The 16,177-nt window shown below is 63.8% G+C and carries 15 protein-coding genes; 13 read left to right on the forward strand and 2 right to left on the reverse strand.

The window, feature by feature from the left end:
* The 5 genes from LDB26_RS11080 (at position 1) to LDB26_RS11100 (ending at position 5,593) form a co-directional block, all read left to right on the forward strand.
* Complete coding sequence (locus LDB26_RS11080; protein ID WP_257538432.1) at positions 1-654, forward strand: dienelactone hydrolase family protein; 654 nt, start codon at positions 1-3, stop codon at positions 652-654.
* 2 nt (positions 655-656) lie between these two features.
* Entirely contained in the window at positions 657-1,832 is a 1,176-nt protein-coding gene (locus LDB26_RS11085; RefSeq protein ID WP_257538433.1) for a host attachment protein, read from the forward strand.
* A gap of 761 nt (positions 1,833-2,593) precedes the next feature.
* Positions 2,594-4,468, forward strand: coding sequence for a PAS domain S-box protein (locus tag LDB26_RS11090; protein ID WP_257538434.1), 1,875 nt, complete (start codon positions 2,594-2,596; stop codon positions 4,466-4,468).
* Positions 4,465-5,088 carry a response regulator transcription factor gene (locus LDB26_RS11095; RefSeq protein ID WP_257538435.1) on the forward strand — a complete coding sequence of 208 codons (624 nt, stop codon included), beginning with the start codon at positions 4,465-4,467 and terminating at the stop codon, positions 5,086-5,088. The genes LDB26_RS11090 and LDB26_RS11095 overlap by 4 nt, the downstream gene beginning before the upstream one ends.
* A gap of 85 nt (positions 5,089-5,173) precedes the next feature.
* A complete protein-coding gene (locus LDB26_RS11100; protein WP_048576339.1) occupies positions 5,174-5,593 on the forward strand; it encodes a response regulator transcription factor in 420 nt (139 codons plus the stop codon).
* A 66-nt stretch (positions 5,594-5,659) separates the two neighbouring features.
* Here the strand turns inward: LDB26_RS11100 and LDB26_RS11105 are convergent, their stop codons facing one another.
* Positions 5,660-6,061, reverse strand: a complete 402-nt coding sequence (locus tag LDB26_RS11105; RefSeq protein ID WP_237366874.1) for a response regulator — start codon at positions 6,059-6,061, stop codon at positions 5,660-5,662.
* A 638-nt stretch (positions 6,062-6,699) separates the two neighbouring features.
* Here LDB26_RS11105 and LDB26_RS11110 point away from each other — a divergent pair.
* From LDB26_RS11110 to LDB26_RS11145, 8 genes are all read left to right on the forward strand, one after another.
* Positions 6,700-8,460, forward strand: a complete 1,761-nt coding sequence (locus tag LDB26_RS11110; protein WP_257538437.1) for an alpha/beta hydrolase — start codon at positions 6,700-6,702, stop codon at positions 8,458-8,460.
* A gap of 18 nt (positions 8,461-8,478) precedes the next feature.
* Positions 8,479-9,891 (forward strand): bifunctional enoyl-CoA hydratase/phosphate acetyltransferase, encoded by a 1,413-nt coding sequence (locus LDB26_RS11115; RefSeq protein ID WP_373886201.1) that lies wholly within the window; start codon positions 8,479-8,481, stop codon positions 9,889-9,891.
* Positions 9,888-11,084: an acetate/propionate family kinase gene (locus tag LDB26_RS11120; RefSeq protein WP_257538439.1), complete on the forward strand. Its 1,197-nt coding sequence runs from the start codon at positions 9,888-9,890 to the stop codon at positions 11,082-11,084. The genes LDB26_RS11115 and LDB26_RS11120 overlap by 4 nt, the downstream gene beginning before the upstream one ends.
* A gap of 187 nt (positions 11,085-11,271) precedes the next feature.
* A complete protein-coding gene (locus LDB26_RS11125; RefSeq protein WP_257538441.1) occupies positions 11,272-12,384 on the forward strand; it encodes an ABC transporter permease in 1,113 nt (370 codons plus the stop codon).
* A complete protein-coding gene (locus LDB26_RS11130) occupies positions 12,381-13,166 on the forward strand; it encodes an ABC transporter ATP-binding protein (RefSeq protein ID WP_257538443.1) in 786 nt (261 codons plus the stop codon). Before LDB26_RS11125 ends, LDB26_RS11130 begins: the two co-directional genes overlap by 4 nt.
* Positions 13,167-13,210: 44 nt before the next feature.
* Positions 13,211-14,101, forward strand: coding sequence for an MlaD family protein (locus LDB26_RS11135; RefSeq protein WP_257538445.1), 891 nt, complete (start codon positions 13,211-13,213; stop codon positions 14,099-14,101).
* Positions 14,098-14,787 carry an ABC-type transport auxiliary lipoprotein family protein gene (locus tag LDB26_RS11140; RefSeq protein ID WP_257538447.1) on the forward strand — a complete coding sequence of 230 codons (690 nt, stop codon included), beginning with the start codon at positions 14,098-14,100 and terminating at the stop codon, positions 14,785-14,787. Before LDB26_RS11135 ends, LDB26_RS11140 begins: the two co-directional genes overlap by 4 nt.
* Positions 14,777-15,295, forward strand: coding sequence for a GNAT family N-acetyltransferase (locus LDB26_RS11145; protein WP_257538449.1), 519 nt, complete (start codon positions 14,777-14,779; stop codon positions 15,293-15,295). Before LDB26_RS11140 ends, LDB26_RS11145 begins: the two co-directional genes overlap by 11 nt.
* A 17-nt stretch (positions 15,296-15,312) precedes the next feature.
* Here the strand turns inward: LDB26_RS11145 and LDB26_RS11150 are convergent, their stop codons facing one another.
* Complete coding sequence (locus tag LDB26_RS11150; protein ID WP_257538451.1) at positions 15,313-16,170, reverse strand: SDR family oxidoreductase; 858 nt, start codon at positions 16,168-16,170, stop codon at positions 15,313-15,315.
* Between the last annotated feature and the right edge of the window lie 7 nt (positions 16,171-16,177).

Consider the following 16,177-nt stretch of genomic DNA (forward strand, 5'->3'; position numbering starts at 1 on the left):
ATGATCGCCCTCGCCGCCCACGATCCGGTTCCCGTCACCGTTCAGCCCGATGGGCTCAAGGGGCTGCTGGGCGTGCCCGTCGCTGCCAAGGGGATCGTCATCTTCGCCCATGGCAGCGGCAGCGGACGGCTCAGCCCGCGTAACACTCATGTCGCGCAAGGCTTACGCGACGCGGGGCTTGCGACATTGCTGATTGATCTGCTGACTCCGGTCGAGGAGCAGGACCGCGTCAATGTGTTCGACATTCCGTTATTGGCGTCCCGGCTGAAGGCCGCCACCGGGTGGGTGAGATTGCTGGCAGGAATGGCGGCGCTGCCGGTGGGCTATTTCGGGGCGAGCACGGGCGCGGGCGCGGCTCTGCTGGCCGCGTCCGGCCCCGACGCGCGCATTGCCGCCATTGTCTCGCGCGGTGGCCGGCCGGATCTGGCGGGTTCGGCCGCGCTCGCGCATGTCCGCGCGCCAACGCTGCTGATCGTGGGCAGCCGGGACCTGCCGGTCATCGAGCTGAACCGGATCGCGCAACGCCATCTTCATGCCGAGAACGAGCTGCTGATCGTACCGGGAGCGACGCACCTGTTCGAAGAGCCAGGCACGCTCGACGCAGTGATCGACCACGCCGCGCGATGGTTCCGGCAACATTTCCAGGAGGCTTGACCATGGCCGGCCATAAACCTGAGTTTCACGATAGGCGCGAGGCCGGCCGGAGACTGGCGATCGTGCTCGCCCCCTTGGCGGGGGCGCATCCACTGGTGCTGGCGCTGCCCCGCGGCGGCGTGCCGGTCGCGTTCGAGGTGGCCAAGGCGCTTGATGCGGAACTGGACCTACTGTTCGTCCGCAAGATCGGCGCGCCGGGCTATGAGGAGTTGGGCATCGGCGCGGTGGTCGATGGTGCCGAACCGCAGCTCGTGCTCAACGAGGACATCGTCCGCCAGCTGGCGCCCAGCCCCGACTATATCAGGGCCGAGATGCGGCGGCAGCTCGCGGAAATCGAGCGACGGCGCTCATCCTATGTCGGCGGTCGCGTCCCGGTGGAGGTGACGGGCCGCACGGTCATCGTGATCGACGATGGGATCGCGACCGGGGGCACGGTGAAGGCTGCCCTCAAAGGACTGCGCAAGAATCGGCCGGCACGCCTTGTCCTTGGCATACCGGTCGCGCCTAGCGACAGCATCGCCGAGATTTCGCCAGAGTGCGATGACATCGTCTGTCTGGCACAGCCCGATCCTTTCTACGCCGTTGGCACACACTATGCCGTGTTCGATCAGACGACGGACGAGGAGGTGGTCCGGCTGGTTCGAGAGGCGACACCTTTCGGTCACTCGCACGGCTCGCCCGGGCGTCCGATCGCCATGCGAGGCGAAGGGGTCCGGCCCCAGGATAAGGAAGAGACGATGCTTATTACCCACGATACGACGATTCTGGTTGTCGATGGCGGCCATGTGCAGGTGTTTCGCAATCGCGGCACCGACGCCGCGCCCGAGTTGGAGCTTCTACACGAGCAGGCGATGAAGAATCCGCCGAGCCGCGCGATGGCCACGGACGCTCCGGGGCGCAGCTTCGGCAGCGCGGCACCGACGCGCAGCGCCTATGCCGACGCGGACTATCACCAGCGCTGGCAGGACCGGTTCGGACAGGAAGCATTGCGGGCGGTGGCGTCGCTGGGCAGGCAGGACAGGCCGCTGATCGTGATCGCACCGCCGCGCATGCTGGGCGTGCTTCGCGGCGACCTTGACCCGAAGATGCAGAATCATATCCTGGCGGAGATTGCCAAGGACTTCGCTCAACGTGGCGACGGGGATATCTTGGCCCTGCTGCAATCGCATCAGGTCTGAAGGTACGGCCGGCCTCGCGTCGCCGCTTTGGGACCCAAGATGATGCGGGGGCTTGATATCGAAGCCTGTACGCTGCGCTGGTGATCACCTTCTTTGCCAACAGCTTAGAATACGCACAATCGTCGGAGGAGCGATACCGCTATACGATATGGACAAGCGGATGCGATCGGCATAGCCTCTCCTCACCCTTCCGATCTTGATCGTGAGGAGGGGTCCGCATCGCGCGGCAAACATGGGTTTCTCGGCTTCGGTCGGGCGGCCTGCGGAATAAAAGACCTTCGGGGAATACGCCGGGCGCGTTTTCCTATGTTTGCGCGCGATCAACCGTCCCGGCTGACGGGATGCGCGGCAGGCACGGGATAGCCTATGACGTATGCCTCACGACCCGCGAAGGCCTCTCGGCTTGCTCATGCATTGATCGATATATTGGGACCTGCTGCTGACAGGATGGTAGGCGGCCGCGAGCCCGAACGATGTCTGACATTATGGTGTTTTGATGCTTTCTCAAGGCAAGGTTGCCAGATAAAGGTCCCAAAGTGAGACGGAACCTGCAAGAATCTTGGGCTGATTCGAGGCAATTTGGAAGGACAGCAGTGGAGTTGCGAAGACGGGCTTCGGCCTCATTCCAATAGTCCCTCTATTCTATTGAGTAGCATTTTCTGATGTAGTCAACTGAGGAGTTCCGACGCTCGGAATATAATCAAGGTGCGACCAGAGAGGATGGATCAAAGTCAGACTGGATTCCATACGGGAAATGACTCATGGAAAGTGACTCGCAGGATAGCTCAACTCGGCAGGTCCGCTGGGGTTATGCGATTGGCATCGTGGCCGTCCTCCTCGCCGTACCCGCCGATCTTGCCCTCCGGGCAGGGGGCGTCAACCACAGCCCTTATCTGCTGCTCATCCTGTCGATCATCGTTGCAGCCGCGCTGGGTGGAACGGGCGCCGCAACGGGCGCGGCTATTCTCGCTATTCTGGTCGGCGCCTTGTTTGCCCTATTGCGCCCATTGCCTGGTCTTGAACCCTTTGATCTGCTGCTTTCGCTGCTGGTGGCCGCAGGCATCGCCCTGCTCGACGCTCGCAACGCGTCCTTGCGGCGGCGGCGTGCAGCCTGGGACAAGAGACGCCAGAACCAGCTCTCGGAGATCGCCGACGAACTTAACCTGCTGATCGACGGGGCACAGGGCTATGCAATCTATATGCTCGATCCCGAAGGCCGCGTCACGATCTGGAACGACGGCGCCGAGCGGCTTAAGGGCTGGAGAGAACAAGAGGTCGTCGGCCAGTATTGCTCGATCTTCTACCCGGCGGACGCCGTCCAGGCCGGCAAGCCCGAAGCCGACCTCAAGCGGGCGCGCGAGCAGGGCAAATTCGAGGAGGAAGACTGGCGGCTCAGGAAGGATGGTTCCGAGTTCCTCGCGCATGTTTCGATCACTGCGCTGCGTGATGAAAGCGGAGCCTTGCGCGGCTTCGGCAAGGTGGTCCGCGATGCAACGGGGGAGCGCGCCGCCGAGAGTGCGCACAAAGCCAGCGCCAGCCATCTCCGCTCGATCCTCTCGACGGTCCCCGATGCGATGATCGTGATCGACGAACACGGCATCATCCTCTCGTTCAGCGCCGCAGCCGAACGGCTGTTTGGTTTTTCAGAGGCTGAGATTCGCGGATCGAACGTGAGCCTGCTCATGCCATCGCCCGATCGTGAACGCCATGGCGGCTATCTCGAACGCTATCTTGCAACCGGCGAGCGAAAGATCATCGGGATCGGGCGCGTCGTCATCGGCGCGCGGCGTGATGGTTCGACCTTCCCGATGGAACTATCTGTGGGCGAAGCCATTGGCGAGACCCAGCGCGTCTTCACCGGCTTCATCCGGGACCTGACCGAACGCCAGGAGACCCAGGAGCGCCTCGATGAACTGCAGTCCAAGCTGATTCATGTCGCCCGGGTGAGCGCGATGGGCACGATGGCCTCGACGCTCGCCCACGAGCTCAACCAGCCGATCACCGCCGTCGCCAACTATGTGGAGGCGGTGCGCGACCTGCTCGCCGAAGCCAATCCCGAGGATCTGCCGATGATCCGCGAAGCCCTGGATGATTCGGTTCGAGAGGCTCTGCGCGCCGGACAGATCGTACGGCGGCTGCGCGACTTCGTCGCGCGCGGGGAGGTTGAGAAGACCGTCGAGAATCTTCCCACCCTCATTGGCGAGGCGGCGGCGCTCGGGCTGATGGGCGCTAGGGAGAAGGGTATCGACGCCCAGTTCGATCTCGCTCCCGACGCTTCGAAAGTGCTTCTCGACAAGGTGCAGATCCAGCAGGTGCTAATCAATCTCCTTCGCAATGCGGTGGAGGCCATGGCGGAATCGTCCGAACGGCATCTGTGGATTGCATCCCGCCGTGACAAAGCTGGCTTCATTCGGCTAACTATTGCTGATTCTGGCCCGGGCGTTTCGCCTGAAGTCGCGGAACAGCTCTTCACCGCCTTCGTCAGCACGAAGAGCGAGGGCATGGGTCTGGGGCTCTCGATCTGCCGCACCATCGTCGAGGCGAACGGCGGTCGGATATGGCTGGAGCCACGTCCCGGCGGCGGGGCTCAGTTTCATTTCACGCTCGTCGAAGCGGAGCCGGAGACTATCGAATGACCGAAAGACGTATGATCCATATCGTCGATGATGAGGAGGCGATCCGGCGATCAGCCGGATTCATGTTGAAAACATCGGGTTTCACGGTGGCGAGCTACGCGTCCGGAGTCGCCTTCCTGCGCGAGGTGCGGCACGCCGAGCCCGGCTGCATCCTTCTCGATGTCCGCATGCCCGAGATGGACGGACTGGAGGTGCAGCAGGCGCTTCTCGAGCGCGGCGTCGCCATGCCCGTCATCATCTTGACCGGGCACGGCGATATCTCGATTGCGGTGCGGGCCATGAAGGCAGGCGCAGTCGAGTTCATCGAGAAGCCTTTCGAAAAGGCCGTGCTACTGGATGCTATCGCCGCCGCCTTCGAACGGCTCGACGACAGCGACAAACGGGCGACAAGGGCGGCCGACGCGGCCGTGATGATCTCCGCGCTGACCGGACGCGAACAGGACGTGCTCAAGGGACTGGCCGAAGGTTTACCCAACAAGACAATCGCCTATGATCTCGGCATATCGCCCCGGACCGTCGAGGTGCATCGCGCCAATCTGATGACGAAACTGGGGGTCCGTAGCCTGTCCGATGCGCTGCGTATCGCATTCGCCGCCAATCTCGGCGACGACCGCTCATAGGACCTCTACGTAGCGACTTGCCGCGATTTTCCTGCGATTCCTTGCATCCGGTCGACGTTAGGAACCGGATCAATGCGAGACGATCATGAATGGCACTGTTGCACCTCTCCCGGTGGAGCGCCCTAAGATTTTACTGGTGGAGGACGAGCCGGCCGTCCGCCGCTCTCTCCAGCTTCTCCTTCACGCCCGAGGCTATGACATCCGCTCTTACGCATCGAGCACGGCCATGTTTGCCGATCCGCTTGTGAACGACGCGATCTGCCTGGTGACCGACTATCGCATGCCCGAAATGGACGGTCTGGAGGTCTTGCAATCGCTTCGTGCGCGCGGATGGCGGGGACCGGCCATCCTCGTCACCGCCTATGGCTCGCCAGATCTTGTCGAGCGGGCGATGAAGGAGGGCTTCAGCATCGTCATCGAGAAACCGTTGCGCGAGCATGCGCTCGCTGACGCTGTCGCGCGATTGACGGCCCCGCCCCGCGCCTCCCCTGCCCCATCTTCGTGAGCGGCGAAGCGGCGTTGGCCGCTGCAGCGCGTGCATGGGAGCGCGTACCCCTGCCTATTGCTGCGTCTAACCGAGACCCAGAGGCAGGACTCCATCGACAAGGCCAAGCAGCACATGGTGCGCGAACGGCTTGTGGAGAATATGCGCGTAGCCCGCACCGCGTGCGCAGAGTTCGGTCTCCGCGGAATGATCGGCTGTGGTTAGAATGGCCGGGCGCTGCCAGCCCGCCGCCCGGAGCTGACGCAGAAGGTCGATTCCATCCACATGAACGGGCCGATGCTCGGCGATCAGGCAAGCTGCCTCCTCTCTCATCGGATCTGCCAGGAGGCGGGTCTCCTCTGCATAGGCTTTCACGCTATAGCCGCGAGCCATAAACAACAGGTGCAACGCGCGCCTCAATCCGGTGTCGCTCTCGACAAGGAGGATCACAGCGTGAGGAATCTGCGGGTCGGTGGGCCTATGTGTCACTCGTGCCAAACAAACCAAGGACTGCCGGAATCGTCCGGTCGATTCGGTCTAACGGCAACGTCGCCGCTCTGAACTACGTAGATTTCCCAAGTGACGGATAGCGCCACTGCTGATTTCCCCTCCGAGGGGAGCGATCTCAATCCATCCGCGACCGATCCTGCGAACCCCCTGGCGACAGCGGCAAGAAGCGCGCTCTGGATGACCGTACGGAGAGCATTTGACCGGTCGCGATCTGGTGCCGCACTATAGGGTCACAATGTAAGGACGGCTGGGCAAGACCGTCTGCTTCTGCTCGATCATTGGGTTTACCAAGATCAATTCCGCCGTGTCGCACCTATGTCATCCATGAAGGCAAGCTGCTTCTCAGGGGACGCGCGCGGCGATGGATCGCTGACGAAAATGTTCGGGAGCAACCGACGGACTTGCGCTGTATCTAACCTTTGCAGTACCGTTTATTGCCGTTGCGAAGGTGCGATTCTTTTCCAAGGCACGGATCAAGCCCTGGCCCAAAATACCTGAGAATACAGGCGAAAGTGATAGCAATGGAATGCCGTGGGACATGCGGCATGGGGCATTTACGTAATGCGCTTGCGCGTGTTCAGCCGCAGTAGAGACAGGATTTTTTCAGGAGCTCCAAGATGGCAGCAGCGCATTCACGTCAGGACGCGTCCGATCCGCTCGACGGCATTGCCGAAACCCTCGACCGGGCCGCGATCGCCGGCATGGCGCAAATGACCAGCGGACTCTCGCCCGCGACGATCCTGCAGGCGTTTTCCGACTGGGGCATGCATCTTGCCGGCTCGCCGGGCAAGCAGTTGCAGCTGGCGGCCAAGACGACACGCAAATTCATGCGGCTCGGCGAATATGCGGTGCGCAGCATCGGTGACCACGACGCCGCTCCCGCAATCGAGCCGCTGCCGCAGGATCGTCGCTTCGTCGATCCGGCCTGGAAGGAAGCGCCTTTCAGTCTGATCGCGCAGGCTTTCCTTCTCAACCAGCAATGGTGGCACGCGGCCACGACCGGCGTGGCGGGCGTCACGAGGCATCATGAAGACATGGTCGCCTTCGGGACGCGGCAGATCCTCGACACGATGGCGCCGACCAATTTCGTCGCGACCAATCCCGTCCTCCAGAAGCGGATATTCGAGACCGGCGGGCAATGCCTTGTCGAGGGTGCCAGGCTGCTGCTGGAGGACATGCAGCGCACGATGCGCGGCGAGCCGCCGGCGGGGACCGAAGCGTTCGAGGTCGGGAAGGACGTCGCCGCCACGCCCGGCAAGGTCGTCTACCGAAACGAGCTGATCGAGCTGATCCAATATGCGCCGACCACGGACACCGTGCGGCCGGAACCCATTCTGATCGTGCCGGCCTGGATCATGAAATATTATATTCTCGACCTGTCGCCGGAGAACTCGCTGGTCCGCTGGCTGACCGGGCAGGGCTATACGGTCTTCATCATCTCCTGGCACAATCCCGTCAGCGCGGACCGCGACCTCGACATGGAGGCCTATCGGCGCCTGGGCCCGATGGCGGCGCTCGATGCGGTGACGGCGATAACGGGGTCGCCGGCCGTTCACGCCGTCGGCTATTGCATCGGCGGCACATTGCTGTCGATCGCGGCGGCGGCGATGGCGCGCGACGGCGATGAGCGGCTCGCCACCATCACCCTGTTCGCCGCCCAGACCGAGTTCAGCGAGCCGGGCGAACTTGGCTTGTTCATCGACGAGGCGCAGCTCAACGTGCTCGAGAATATGATGTGGAGCAAGGGCTATCTCGACGGCACGCAGATGGGCGGCGCCTTCCAGATTTTGCGCTCGAACGACCTCGTCTGGTCGCGGATCCTCAACACCTATCTGATGGGCGAGCGCGAGCCGATGTCGGACCTGATGGCGTGGAACGCCGATGGCACGCGGATGCCTTACGCGATGCACAGCCAATATCTGCGCCGCCTGTTCCTCGACGACGATCTCGCCGAGGGTCGCTACAAGATCGACGGCCGAACCATCAGCCTGTCCGCGCTGCGCAAGCCGATGTTCGTCGTCGGCACCGAACGCGACCATGTCGCTCCGTGGCGTTCGGTCCACAAGATCCATATGCTGAGCAGCGCCGAGATCACATTCGCGCTGACCAGCGGCGGGCACAATGCCGGGATCGTCTCCGAGCCCGGGCACAAGGGGCGACGCTACCATATCCTCACCCGTGAGGCAGACGGCGCCGCGCTCGATCCGGACGATTGGATGGCGCGTGCGCCCGTGCGGGACGGATCCTGGTGGGTCGCCTGGGACGAGTGGCTGCGCGCGCGTTCGGGCGAGCCGGTCGCTCCGCCGCCGATGGGCGCGCCGGACAAGGACTATCCGGTGATCGACAACGCTCCCGGCCGTTATGTGCTGGAGCATTGAGCGGTGGCCGTGATCGATATGATCGAGAACCGCACCTTCGACGAGATTGTCGTCGGCGACACGGCGAGCGTTGTCCGCACGTTGTGCGAGCAGGACATGCAGCTTTTCGCGCGCGTTTCAGGCGACGCAAATCCGGTGCAACTCGATCCGGCCTATGCCGCCACCGACATGTTCCATCAGGTGATCGCGCCCGGCATGTGGGGCGGCGGGCTCATTTCCGCCACGCTCGGAACCGAGCTCCCCGGTCCCGGCACCATCTATCTCAGCCAGACCCTGCGCTTCATCCGGCCGGTCTGCCTCGGAGATACCGTCACCGCCTCGGTGACCGTCACGGAGAAACGTGCCGAGCACCATGTCGTTCGCCTCGACTGCCGCTGCGTCAACCAGAACGGACAGGACGTCATAACAGGGCAGGCCGAGGTCAAGGCGCCGACCGAAAAGGTCCGCGCCCCCCGGATGGCCTTGCCCGACATCCGCGTTTCCGATCATGATGGATATCGCAAGCTGATCGAGATGACGGCCGGCGGCGACGCCATACCGACCGCCGTAGCACATCCCTGCAATACCGCCGCGATTCTCGCGGCGGTGGAGGCCGCCGAGGCCGGCCTGATCCAGCCGATTCTCGTTGGCCCCGAGGAGAAAATCCGGGCGGCGGCCAGGGACGCCGGCAAGGACATAACCGCTTTCCGCCTGATAGCCGCGCCGCACAGCCACGCCGCTGCCGCGCAGGCCGTGGCGCTCGTCCGCTCGGGTGAGGCGCGGTTGCTGATGAAGGGCTCCCTCCATACCGACGAACTGATGGGCGCAGTGGTCTCGTCCGCAACGGGGCTCAGGACCGAGCGCCGCATCAGCCATGCCTATTTGATGGATGTGCCGGAGCACCCTACTCCGCTGATCATCACCGATGCGGCGATCAACATCGAACCGACGCTCGAAGAAAAGGCGGACATCATCCGCAACGCCATCGATCTCGCCCATGTCATCGGGATCGAAAGTCCCAAGGTCGCGATCCTGTCGGCGGTGGAGACGGTCAACCCAGTGATGCGATCGACGCTCGACGCCGCCGCGCTCTGCAAGATGGCCGATCGCGGCCAGATTTCGGGCGGCGTGCTGGACGGCCCTCTGGCCTTCGACAATGCGATCAGCGAGGCGGCGGCCAAGGAAAAGGGGATCGTCTCGCCCGTGGCGGGCAAGGCCGAGATCCTGGTCGTCCCCACCCTCGAGGCCGGAAACATGCTTGCCAAGCAGCTGACATTTCTCGGCGGGGCGGATGCCGCCGGGGTGGTGCTGGGCGCGCGCGTGCCGATCATCCTCACCAGCCGCGCAGATTCCCTACGCACACGGCTCGCCTCCTGCGCGGTCGCGGTGCTGCTCGCGCGTGCCGCCACCAAGGCGGCACCGGGCCTGCCCGAAGGCAAGCCCCTGGCATGAGCGGCGCCGTCGTCAGCATCAATGCGGGCTCGTCGAGCATCAAGTTCGCGCTGTTCACGCTCGACACCGACGGCCCGCGCCATGCCGCGGCCGGCAAGCTGGAAGGGATCGGCACGGCTCCGCGGCTCGTGGCGGGCGACGCCGATGGCGCCGTCCTGGTCGACCGCAGCTGGAACAATGGCGCGGGGCTGACCCACGAGGCCCTGCTTCATGACCTGTTCGCCTGGGCGGGAGATCACCTGCCCGAACATGAGATCATCGCCATCGGCCATCGCGTCGTCCATGGCGGAATGGCGTTTGCGCGGCCGCTACTGGTCGACGACGCCCTGCTCACTGCACTGGACGCGCTGAGCCCCTTGGCGCCGCTCCACCAGCCCCACAATCTCGCAGCGATCCGGGCCATCCGCGCGCTGGCGCCTGCCCTTCCCCAGGTCGCCTGCTTCGATACCGCCTTCCATCACGACCGGGCGGACAGCGCCACGCGCTTCGCCCTGCCCCGCGCGCTGCACGACAAGGGCATCCGGCGCTATGGCTTCCATGGTCTCTCCTACGAATATATCGCGCGGACGCTGAGGGAGATCGACCCGGAGCTGGCGGGCGGGCGATTGATCGTCGCCCACCTGGGAAACGGCGCGAGCCTGTGCGCGATGCGTGAGGGAAAGAGCGTCGATACGACGATGGGCTTCACCGCGCTCGACGGGCTGATGATGGGAACGCGCTGCGGCAACATCGATCCCGGCGTCCTGCTCCACCTTCTGACCCAGGAAGGCATGAGCAGCGGCGAGATCGAGACGCTTCTGTACCAGCAGTCCGGCCTGCTCGGCGTGTCAGGCGTGTCGAGCGACATGCGCGCGCTCCACAAGAGCGAAGACCCGCACGCCGCCGAGGCCATCGACCTCTTCACCTGGCGCGCGGCGCGGGAAGCCGGTGCGCTCGTCTCCTCTCTCGGCGGCCTTGACGGGATCGTCTTTACGGCGGGCATCGGCGAAAATGACCCGATCATCCGTGCATCGATCTGCGAGCGCCTGGCCTGGACCGGCCTGACCATCGACCGGGATCTCAACGCCCGCAATGCGCCGGTCATCAGCCGGCCGGACAGCAGGATCATCGCCCGCGTCATCCCGACCGACGAGGAGCGCATGATCGCCGTCCACACCCTTGGCGTCCTGCCTGCACCAGGAGGTGGACGGTGACCCCGATTGCCGCCTATGTGGCCAAACCTCGGCTCGCCGCCGTCACTGAAAGCGATATCACCGGCCGACCACCTGATGGAGCTTCAGGCTACCATTGCATCAGGCAGTGGCTTGCCAGTCACGGCAAAAATCTCGTCGGTCATCGTCGATCGCCGCCCCGCGTTCGACTTGGAGCGGCGCTCCCGCGATGACAACCGCGGATTGGCGCCTTTATGATCGCAACGGCGAGACGACGCTTCACACGATCGGCGACTGGACGGCGCTGGACCTGGGCAACGCCCTGGTCCGATTGTCCGCACGTATGGGTGGGCGTGACGAGGTCCGTCGCATTGACCTGTCCGACCTGGGACGGATCGATACGGCTGGGGCGCTCGCGCTGCTGCAGTTCGTGGCGAAAGACGTCGATATCGACTGTGGCCCGCGAGAGGATCTGCACCGGTTGATCACGCTCGTCCGGCCGGCGCTAGATGCGGAAACACCATCCCGGCAGAGTAGCGGGGATCTGGCCAGCATTTTCGACCGCTTCGGGCGCCACGTCGTCCATCTCGCCCGCGACGCATATGACATGCTGGGGTTCACAGGGCACCTCGTAGCGGCCATTGGGCGAACGATCATCCATCCCGGACGATTGCGGATGACGCCGCTCTTCGCAGTGATGCAGGACGCGGGCATCAACGCCTTGCCGATCGTGTTCACGATGACCTTCTTCATCGGCGCGGTGATCGCGCTCGTCGGCACCAATCTGCTGACGACTTTGGGCGTGGAGGTGTTCACGGTCGAACTCGTCGGTGTTGCCGTCCTGCGCGAGTTCGGCGTCGTCATCGCCGCGATCCTGCTGGCGGGCCGCTCCGCGTCCTCGTTCGCCGCACAGATCGGCGCAATGCGCATGAACCAGGAAACCGACGCCATGCAGGTCATGGGCGTCGACCGCTTCGACGCCCTTGTGATCCCGCGCGTCCTGGCGGCGCTCTTGATGATGCCGCTGATGACCTTCTGCGCCGATATAGGCGGCCTCGCCGGCGGGCTGTTGGTGAGTTGGGCAACGATCGATATCAATCCCGCATTCTTTATCCAACGGACGCTCGAGATGGTCGCCATCAAGCATTTTTGGATGGGGATGAGTAAGGCGCCGTTTCTCGCGCTGGTGATCGCCGCCGCCGGCTGCCGGCACGGATTGATGGTGGGCGGCGATGTGCAGAGCCTCGGCCGCAACGTCACTTCTTCGGTCGTTCAGTCGGTCTTCATGGTCATCATGTTCGACGCGGTGTTCGCCGTGATCTTCACGGTGCTCGACTTGTGAGCGCCCCGTCCGCAACCGGCGACGGCGACGCGCCGATCCGCATCTCCGGCCTTCGCACGGCCTTTGGTAAGAAGGTCATCCACGAGAAGCTGGATCTCGAAGTTCGCAAGGGAGAAATACTGGGTGTGGTCGGCGGCTCCGGCTCGGGCAAATCGGTGCTGCTCAATACGATCCTCGGCCTCAAGCGCCCCGATGGTGGGACGGTCGAGATTTTCGGACGGCGTATCGATGATCCGGACGCTCGATCGGCGGTCGAGCGGCGCATCGGCGTGATGTTCCAGCAGGGCGCCTTGTTCTCCTTCCTGACCGTCCAGGAAAATGTCGAAACGCCGCTGCTCGAGCATGCGCGTCTGCCGAAAGACTTCGTACGCGATCTTGCCCGGTTGAAAATCGCACTCGCAGGCCTTCCCGACAACGTCGGTTCGCTCAAGCCGGCGGAGCTTTCGGGTGGCATGCGCAAGCGCGCGGGCGTAGCGCGTGCGATCGCACTCGATCCCGACATACTGTTCCTCGACGAACCTACCGCAGGTCTTGATCCGATCGCAGCGAGCGAGTTCGACGCGCTCGTTACCACCTTGCGCCAGGCGCTTGGCCTCACCGTCTTCATGATCACCCATGATCTCGACACGCTTTACGCCATCTGCGACCGCGTGGCGGTACTGGCGGAGAAGAAGATAATCACCGTCGCGACCGTCGATGAACTTGCGCGATCGGACCATCCCTGGATCAAGAGCTATTTCCTGGGGCCGCGCGGCCGTGCCGTCCAGAAGAAGCTGCGCTGATGGAACGCCATGCCAATTATGCTCTGGTGGGCATTGTCTCCACGGTGTTTCTGATCGCCTCGATCGTCTTTGTCGTCTGGCTGGGCGGGTCCCAGTTCAGGCGTGACCATGACCTGTATCGCATCATGTTTGTGGGTCCGGTGCGCGGGCTGAGCAAAGGCGGTGAAGTTCAGTTCAACGGTATCAAGGTTGGTCAGATTCAGAATATCCGGCTTGATGAGGACGATCCCAATCGCGTGCTCACCGACATCGCGGTCGACCGTGGGACGCCGATCCGCGTGGACTCGATGGCTTCGACCGAAATTCAGGGGATCTCGAGTGTCAGCGTCATCCAGATCAGCGCCGGATCCCTGCAAAAGCCCTTCTTGCGCAAGGTCGATGGGAGCGGACGCCCGATCATTTCCAGCAAGGCTAACGCTCTGTCGACTCTCCTGCAGGGCGGCGGCCAGATGGTCCAGGCCGCTACCGAAGCGCTCAACCGCGTGAACCGGCTGCTCTCGGATCGCACGATCGCCAATGTGGGTGCGGCTGTAGAGGATATTCGCCTGACCAGCGCGGAATTCGCGGCGAACCGGAGGATGATATCGAACGCTGCCTCGGCCCTTGCGAAGCTCGATCGTGCCGCGACCGACATCCAGGGCGCCTCAGCATCGGTCCGCCAGATCGCCGACGGCGACGGCAGGCGCGCTTTCGCCGATATCTCGGGTGCGGCAGGTGAGCTCAAGACCGCAATCCACGAAGCCCGGGAAGCCGTCGCCAGACTCGACACGCGAAGCGCCGACATAAGCACCACCACCCTTCCCAACATCAACGCCGCCATGATCAGTCTTCAGGACACGGCCGAGTCGCTCGACGGTCTCATCCGGCAGATCCAGCGGGATCCACGTCACGCGCTTGGCAAGGGCAGCGGCAGGGAACGGGAGCTTCCGCAATGAAACATTTTGCCGTCTTGAGGATATCTGCGGCCCTCCTCATTGGCTTACTCGCACTTTCCGGCTGTGGCAGCCTGCTCGGTGGCGGCGCGCGGGATGATCTTTTCCGTTTTGGCGTGCCGCACCTTCCCGCGCGCCCCTCGACAACGGTTGGGCACAGTCCGATGCCCCGTACCATTTCGCTCCTGCGTGTCCGCTTCGCGCCGGAGATCGAAGGTGACCGGATCCTCACAACACAAGGCGCGCGCGCGCTCTACATGAAGGACGCGCGCTGGGTAGCGTCCGTTCCGGAGCTTTTCGTGCAGGCGCTGGGCCGACAGTTCGGCGAGCGCCTACCGACGATCCGGCTGGCGCCGCCTGGAAGCGCGACCGGCGCATTACAGGCATTGCAGATAAGCATCGACCGGTTCGAGGCGCGCTACCCTGCGGAAGGTGCGGAACAGGGTCCGCCAGCCGTGATCATCACCGGAGACGCAACACTGCTTGATCTGCGGGATCGGCAGCCGATCGCATCACGCCGTTTCACGGTGGAGGAGCCGGTGACCGCCAATAGCAAGAGCGGGATTGTCGCGGCGTTCGACCGGGCGGTGGCGCGTTATGCAACACAGTTTGTCGATTGGACCATACAGGCGTCCGGCGCAGAACTCATGGACGTGAGGTCTCAGAAAGGTCAGAACAATGAGCAATAACCCAACCCATCTGGTCACGCGCAGCGGGCTTGAGCTTTCGGTGAGACCGGCAGGCGCGCAGGACGGGCCGATCCTGACGCAATTGTTCCACCATGTGAGCCATGAGGATTTGCGCTTCCGGTTCCTGTCAGGACTGAACGAGATCGGACCGGAGCAACTTCGTGCCCTGACCCCGATCGATGATGGCAACGCGCTAAGCTTCCTCGCCTTCGATGCCGAGAGCGGCGCCGCGGTTGCAAGCGCGATGCTCGTATCCGATGCAGCGGGCGAGCGGGGCGAGGTGGCGATCTCGGTTGACGCCGACTATCGGCACAGAGGCGTCGGATGGACATTGCTCTCCTTCATGGCCGATCAGGCGGAAGCGCGGGGGCTCTCGATAATCGAGTCGATCGAGAGCCGCGCCAATGTCGCTGCAATCGAACTCGAACGCGACATGGGCTTCACGGTCGAGGAATATCCAGGGGACTCGACCCTGGTGCTGGTCAGGAAAACGCTGCGCGCCGGTTGACCGCCGGCGCCCAGCGCTCAACGCGCCAGGGCCGCGGTGATCGCGTCCTTCAATGGCGTGGTCGGCCGGCCTATCAGCTGGCTGAGTTGATGGCCGTCGTCGAAGAGCGCGCCCTGTCCGGCCGCAGCGTCCGACTGGGCGAGCATCGCCGCCACCGCCTCCGGCAGGCCGGCGTCGACCAGTGCCGCCTTGTAGTCGGCCTCGCTCAGGTTGCGAAAGATGATCGTCATGCCCGCCTGGCGGGAGAGTTCGTCCGCGAATTCGGCGAGCGTATAGGCTTCGTCACCCGCCAGTTCGTAGACGCGTCCGGCCTGATCCTCCTGCGCCACCAGAACGGCGGCGGTTGCGTCGGCAAAGTCGGCGCGGGTGGCCGAGGCGATGCGGGCGTCTCCGGCGGAGCCTATCACCACGCCATGCTGGAGAGCGGAGGGTATCGAGGCGGTGTAGTTCTCGGTGTACCAGCTGTTCCGTAGCAAGACATAGTGTACGCCGCTTTCCCGGAGGAGCGCTTCGGTCTGGCGCTGCTCTTCGGCAAGACCGAGCGGTGACGTATCCGCGTGCAGCACGCTGGTATAGGCGATGAGCTTCACGCCCACCGTCCTGGCGGCGTCGATCACCGCCTTATGTTGCGGCACGCGGTGTCCGACCTCGTTTCCCGAAATGAGCAGCAGCTTGTCGATACCCGCCAGGGCCGGGCCCAGGGTCTCCGGTCGGCTATAATCGGCTTCGCGCACGACGACGCCCTTCGCAGCGAGGTCGGACGCCTTGTCGATATTACGTACCAGGGCTGCGATCTCGCCGGCCGGCACCGTTTTCAACAGCGCCGAAATGACGAGCCGCCCGAGTTGTCCCGTCGCTCCGGTGATGGCGAGCATGGCTCTT

Origin of the sequence: Sphingobium sp. CFD-1, assembly GCF_024611115.1 — a bacterium.
GTDB classification, from domain to species: domain Bacteria; phylum Pseudomonadota; class Alphaproteobacteria; order Sphingomonadales; family Sphingomonadaceae; genus Sphingobium; species Sphingobium baderi_A.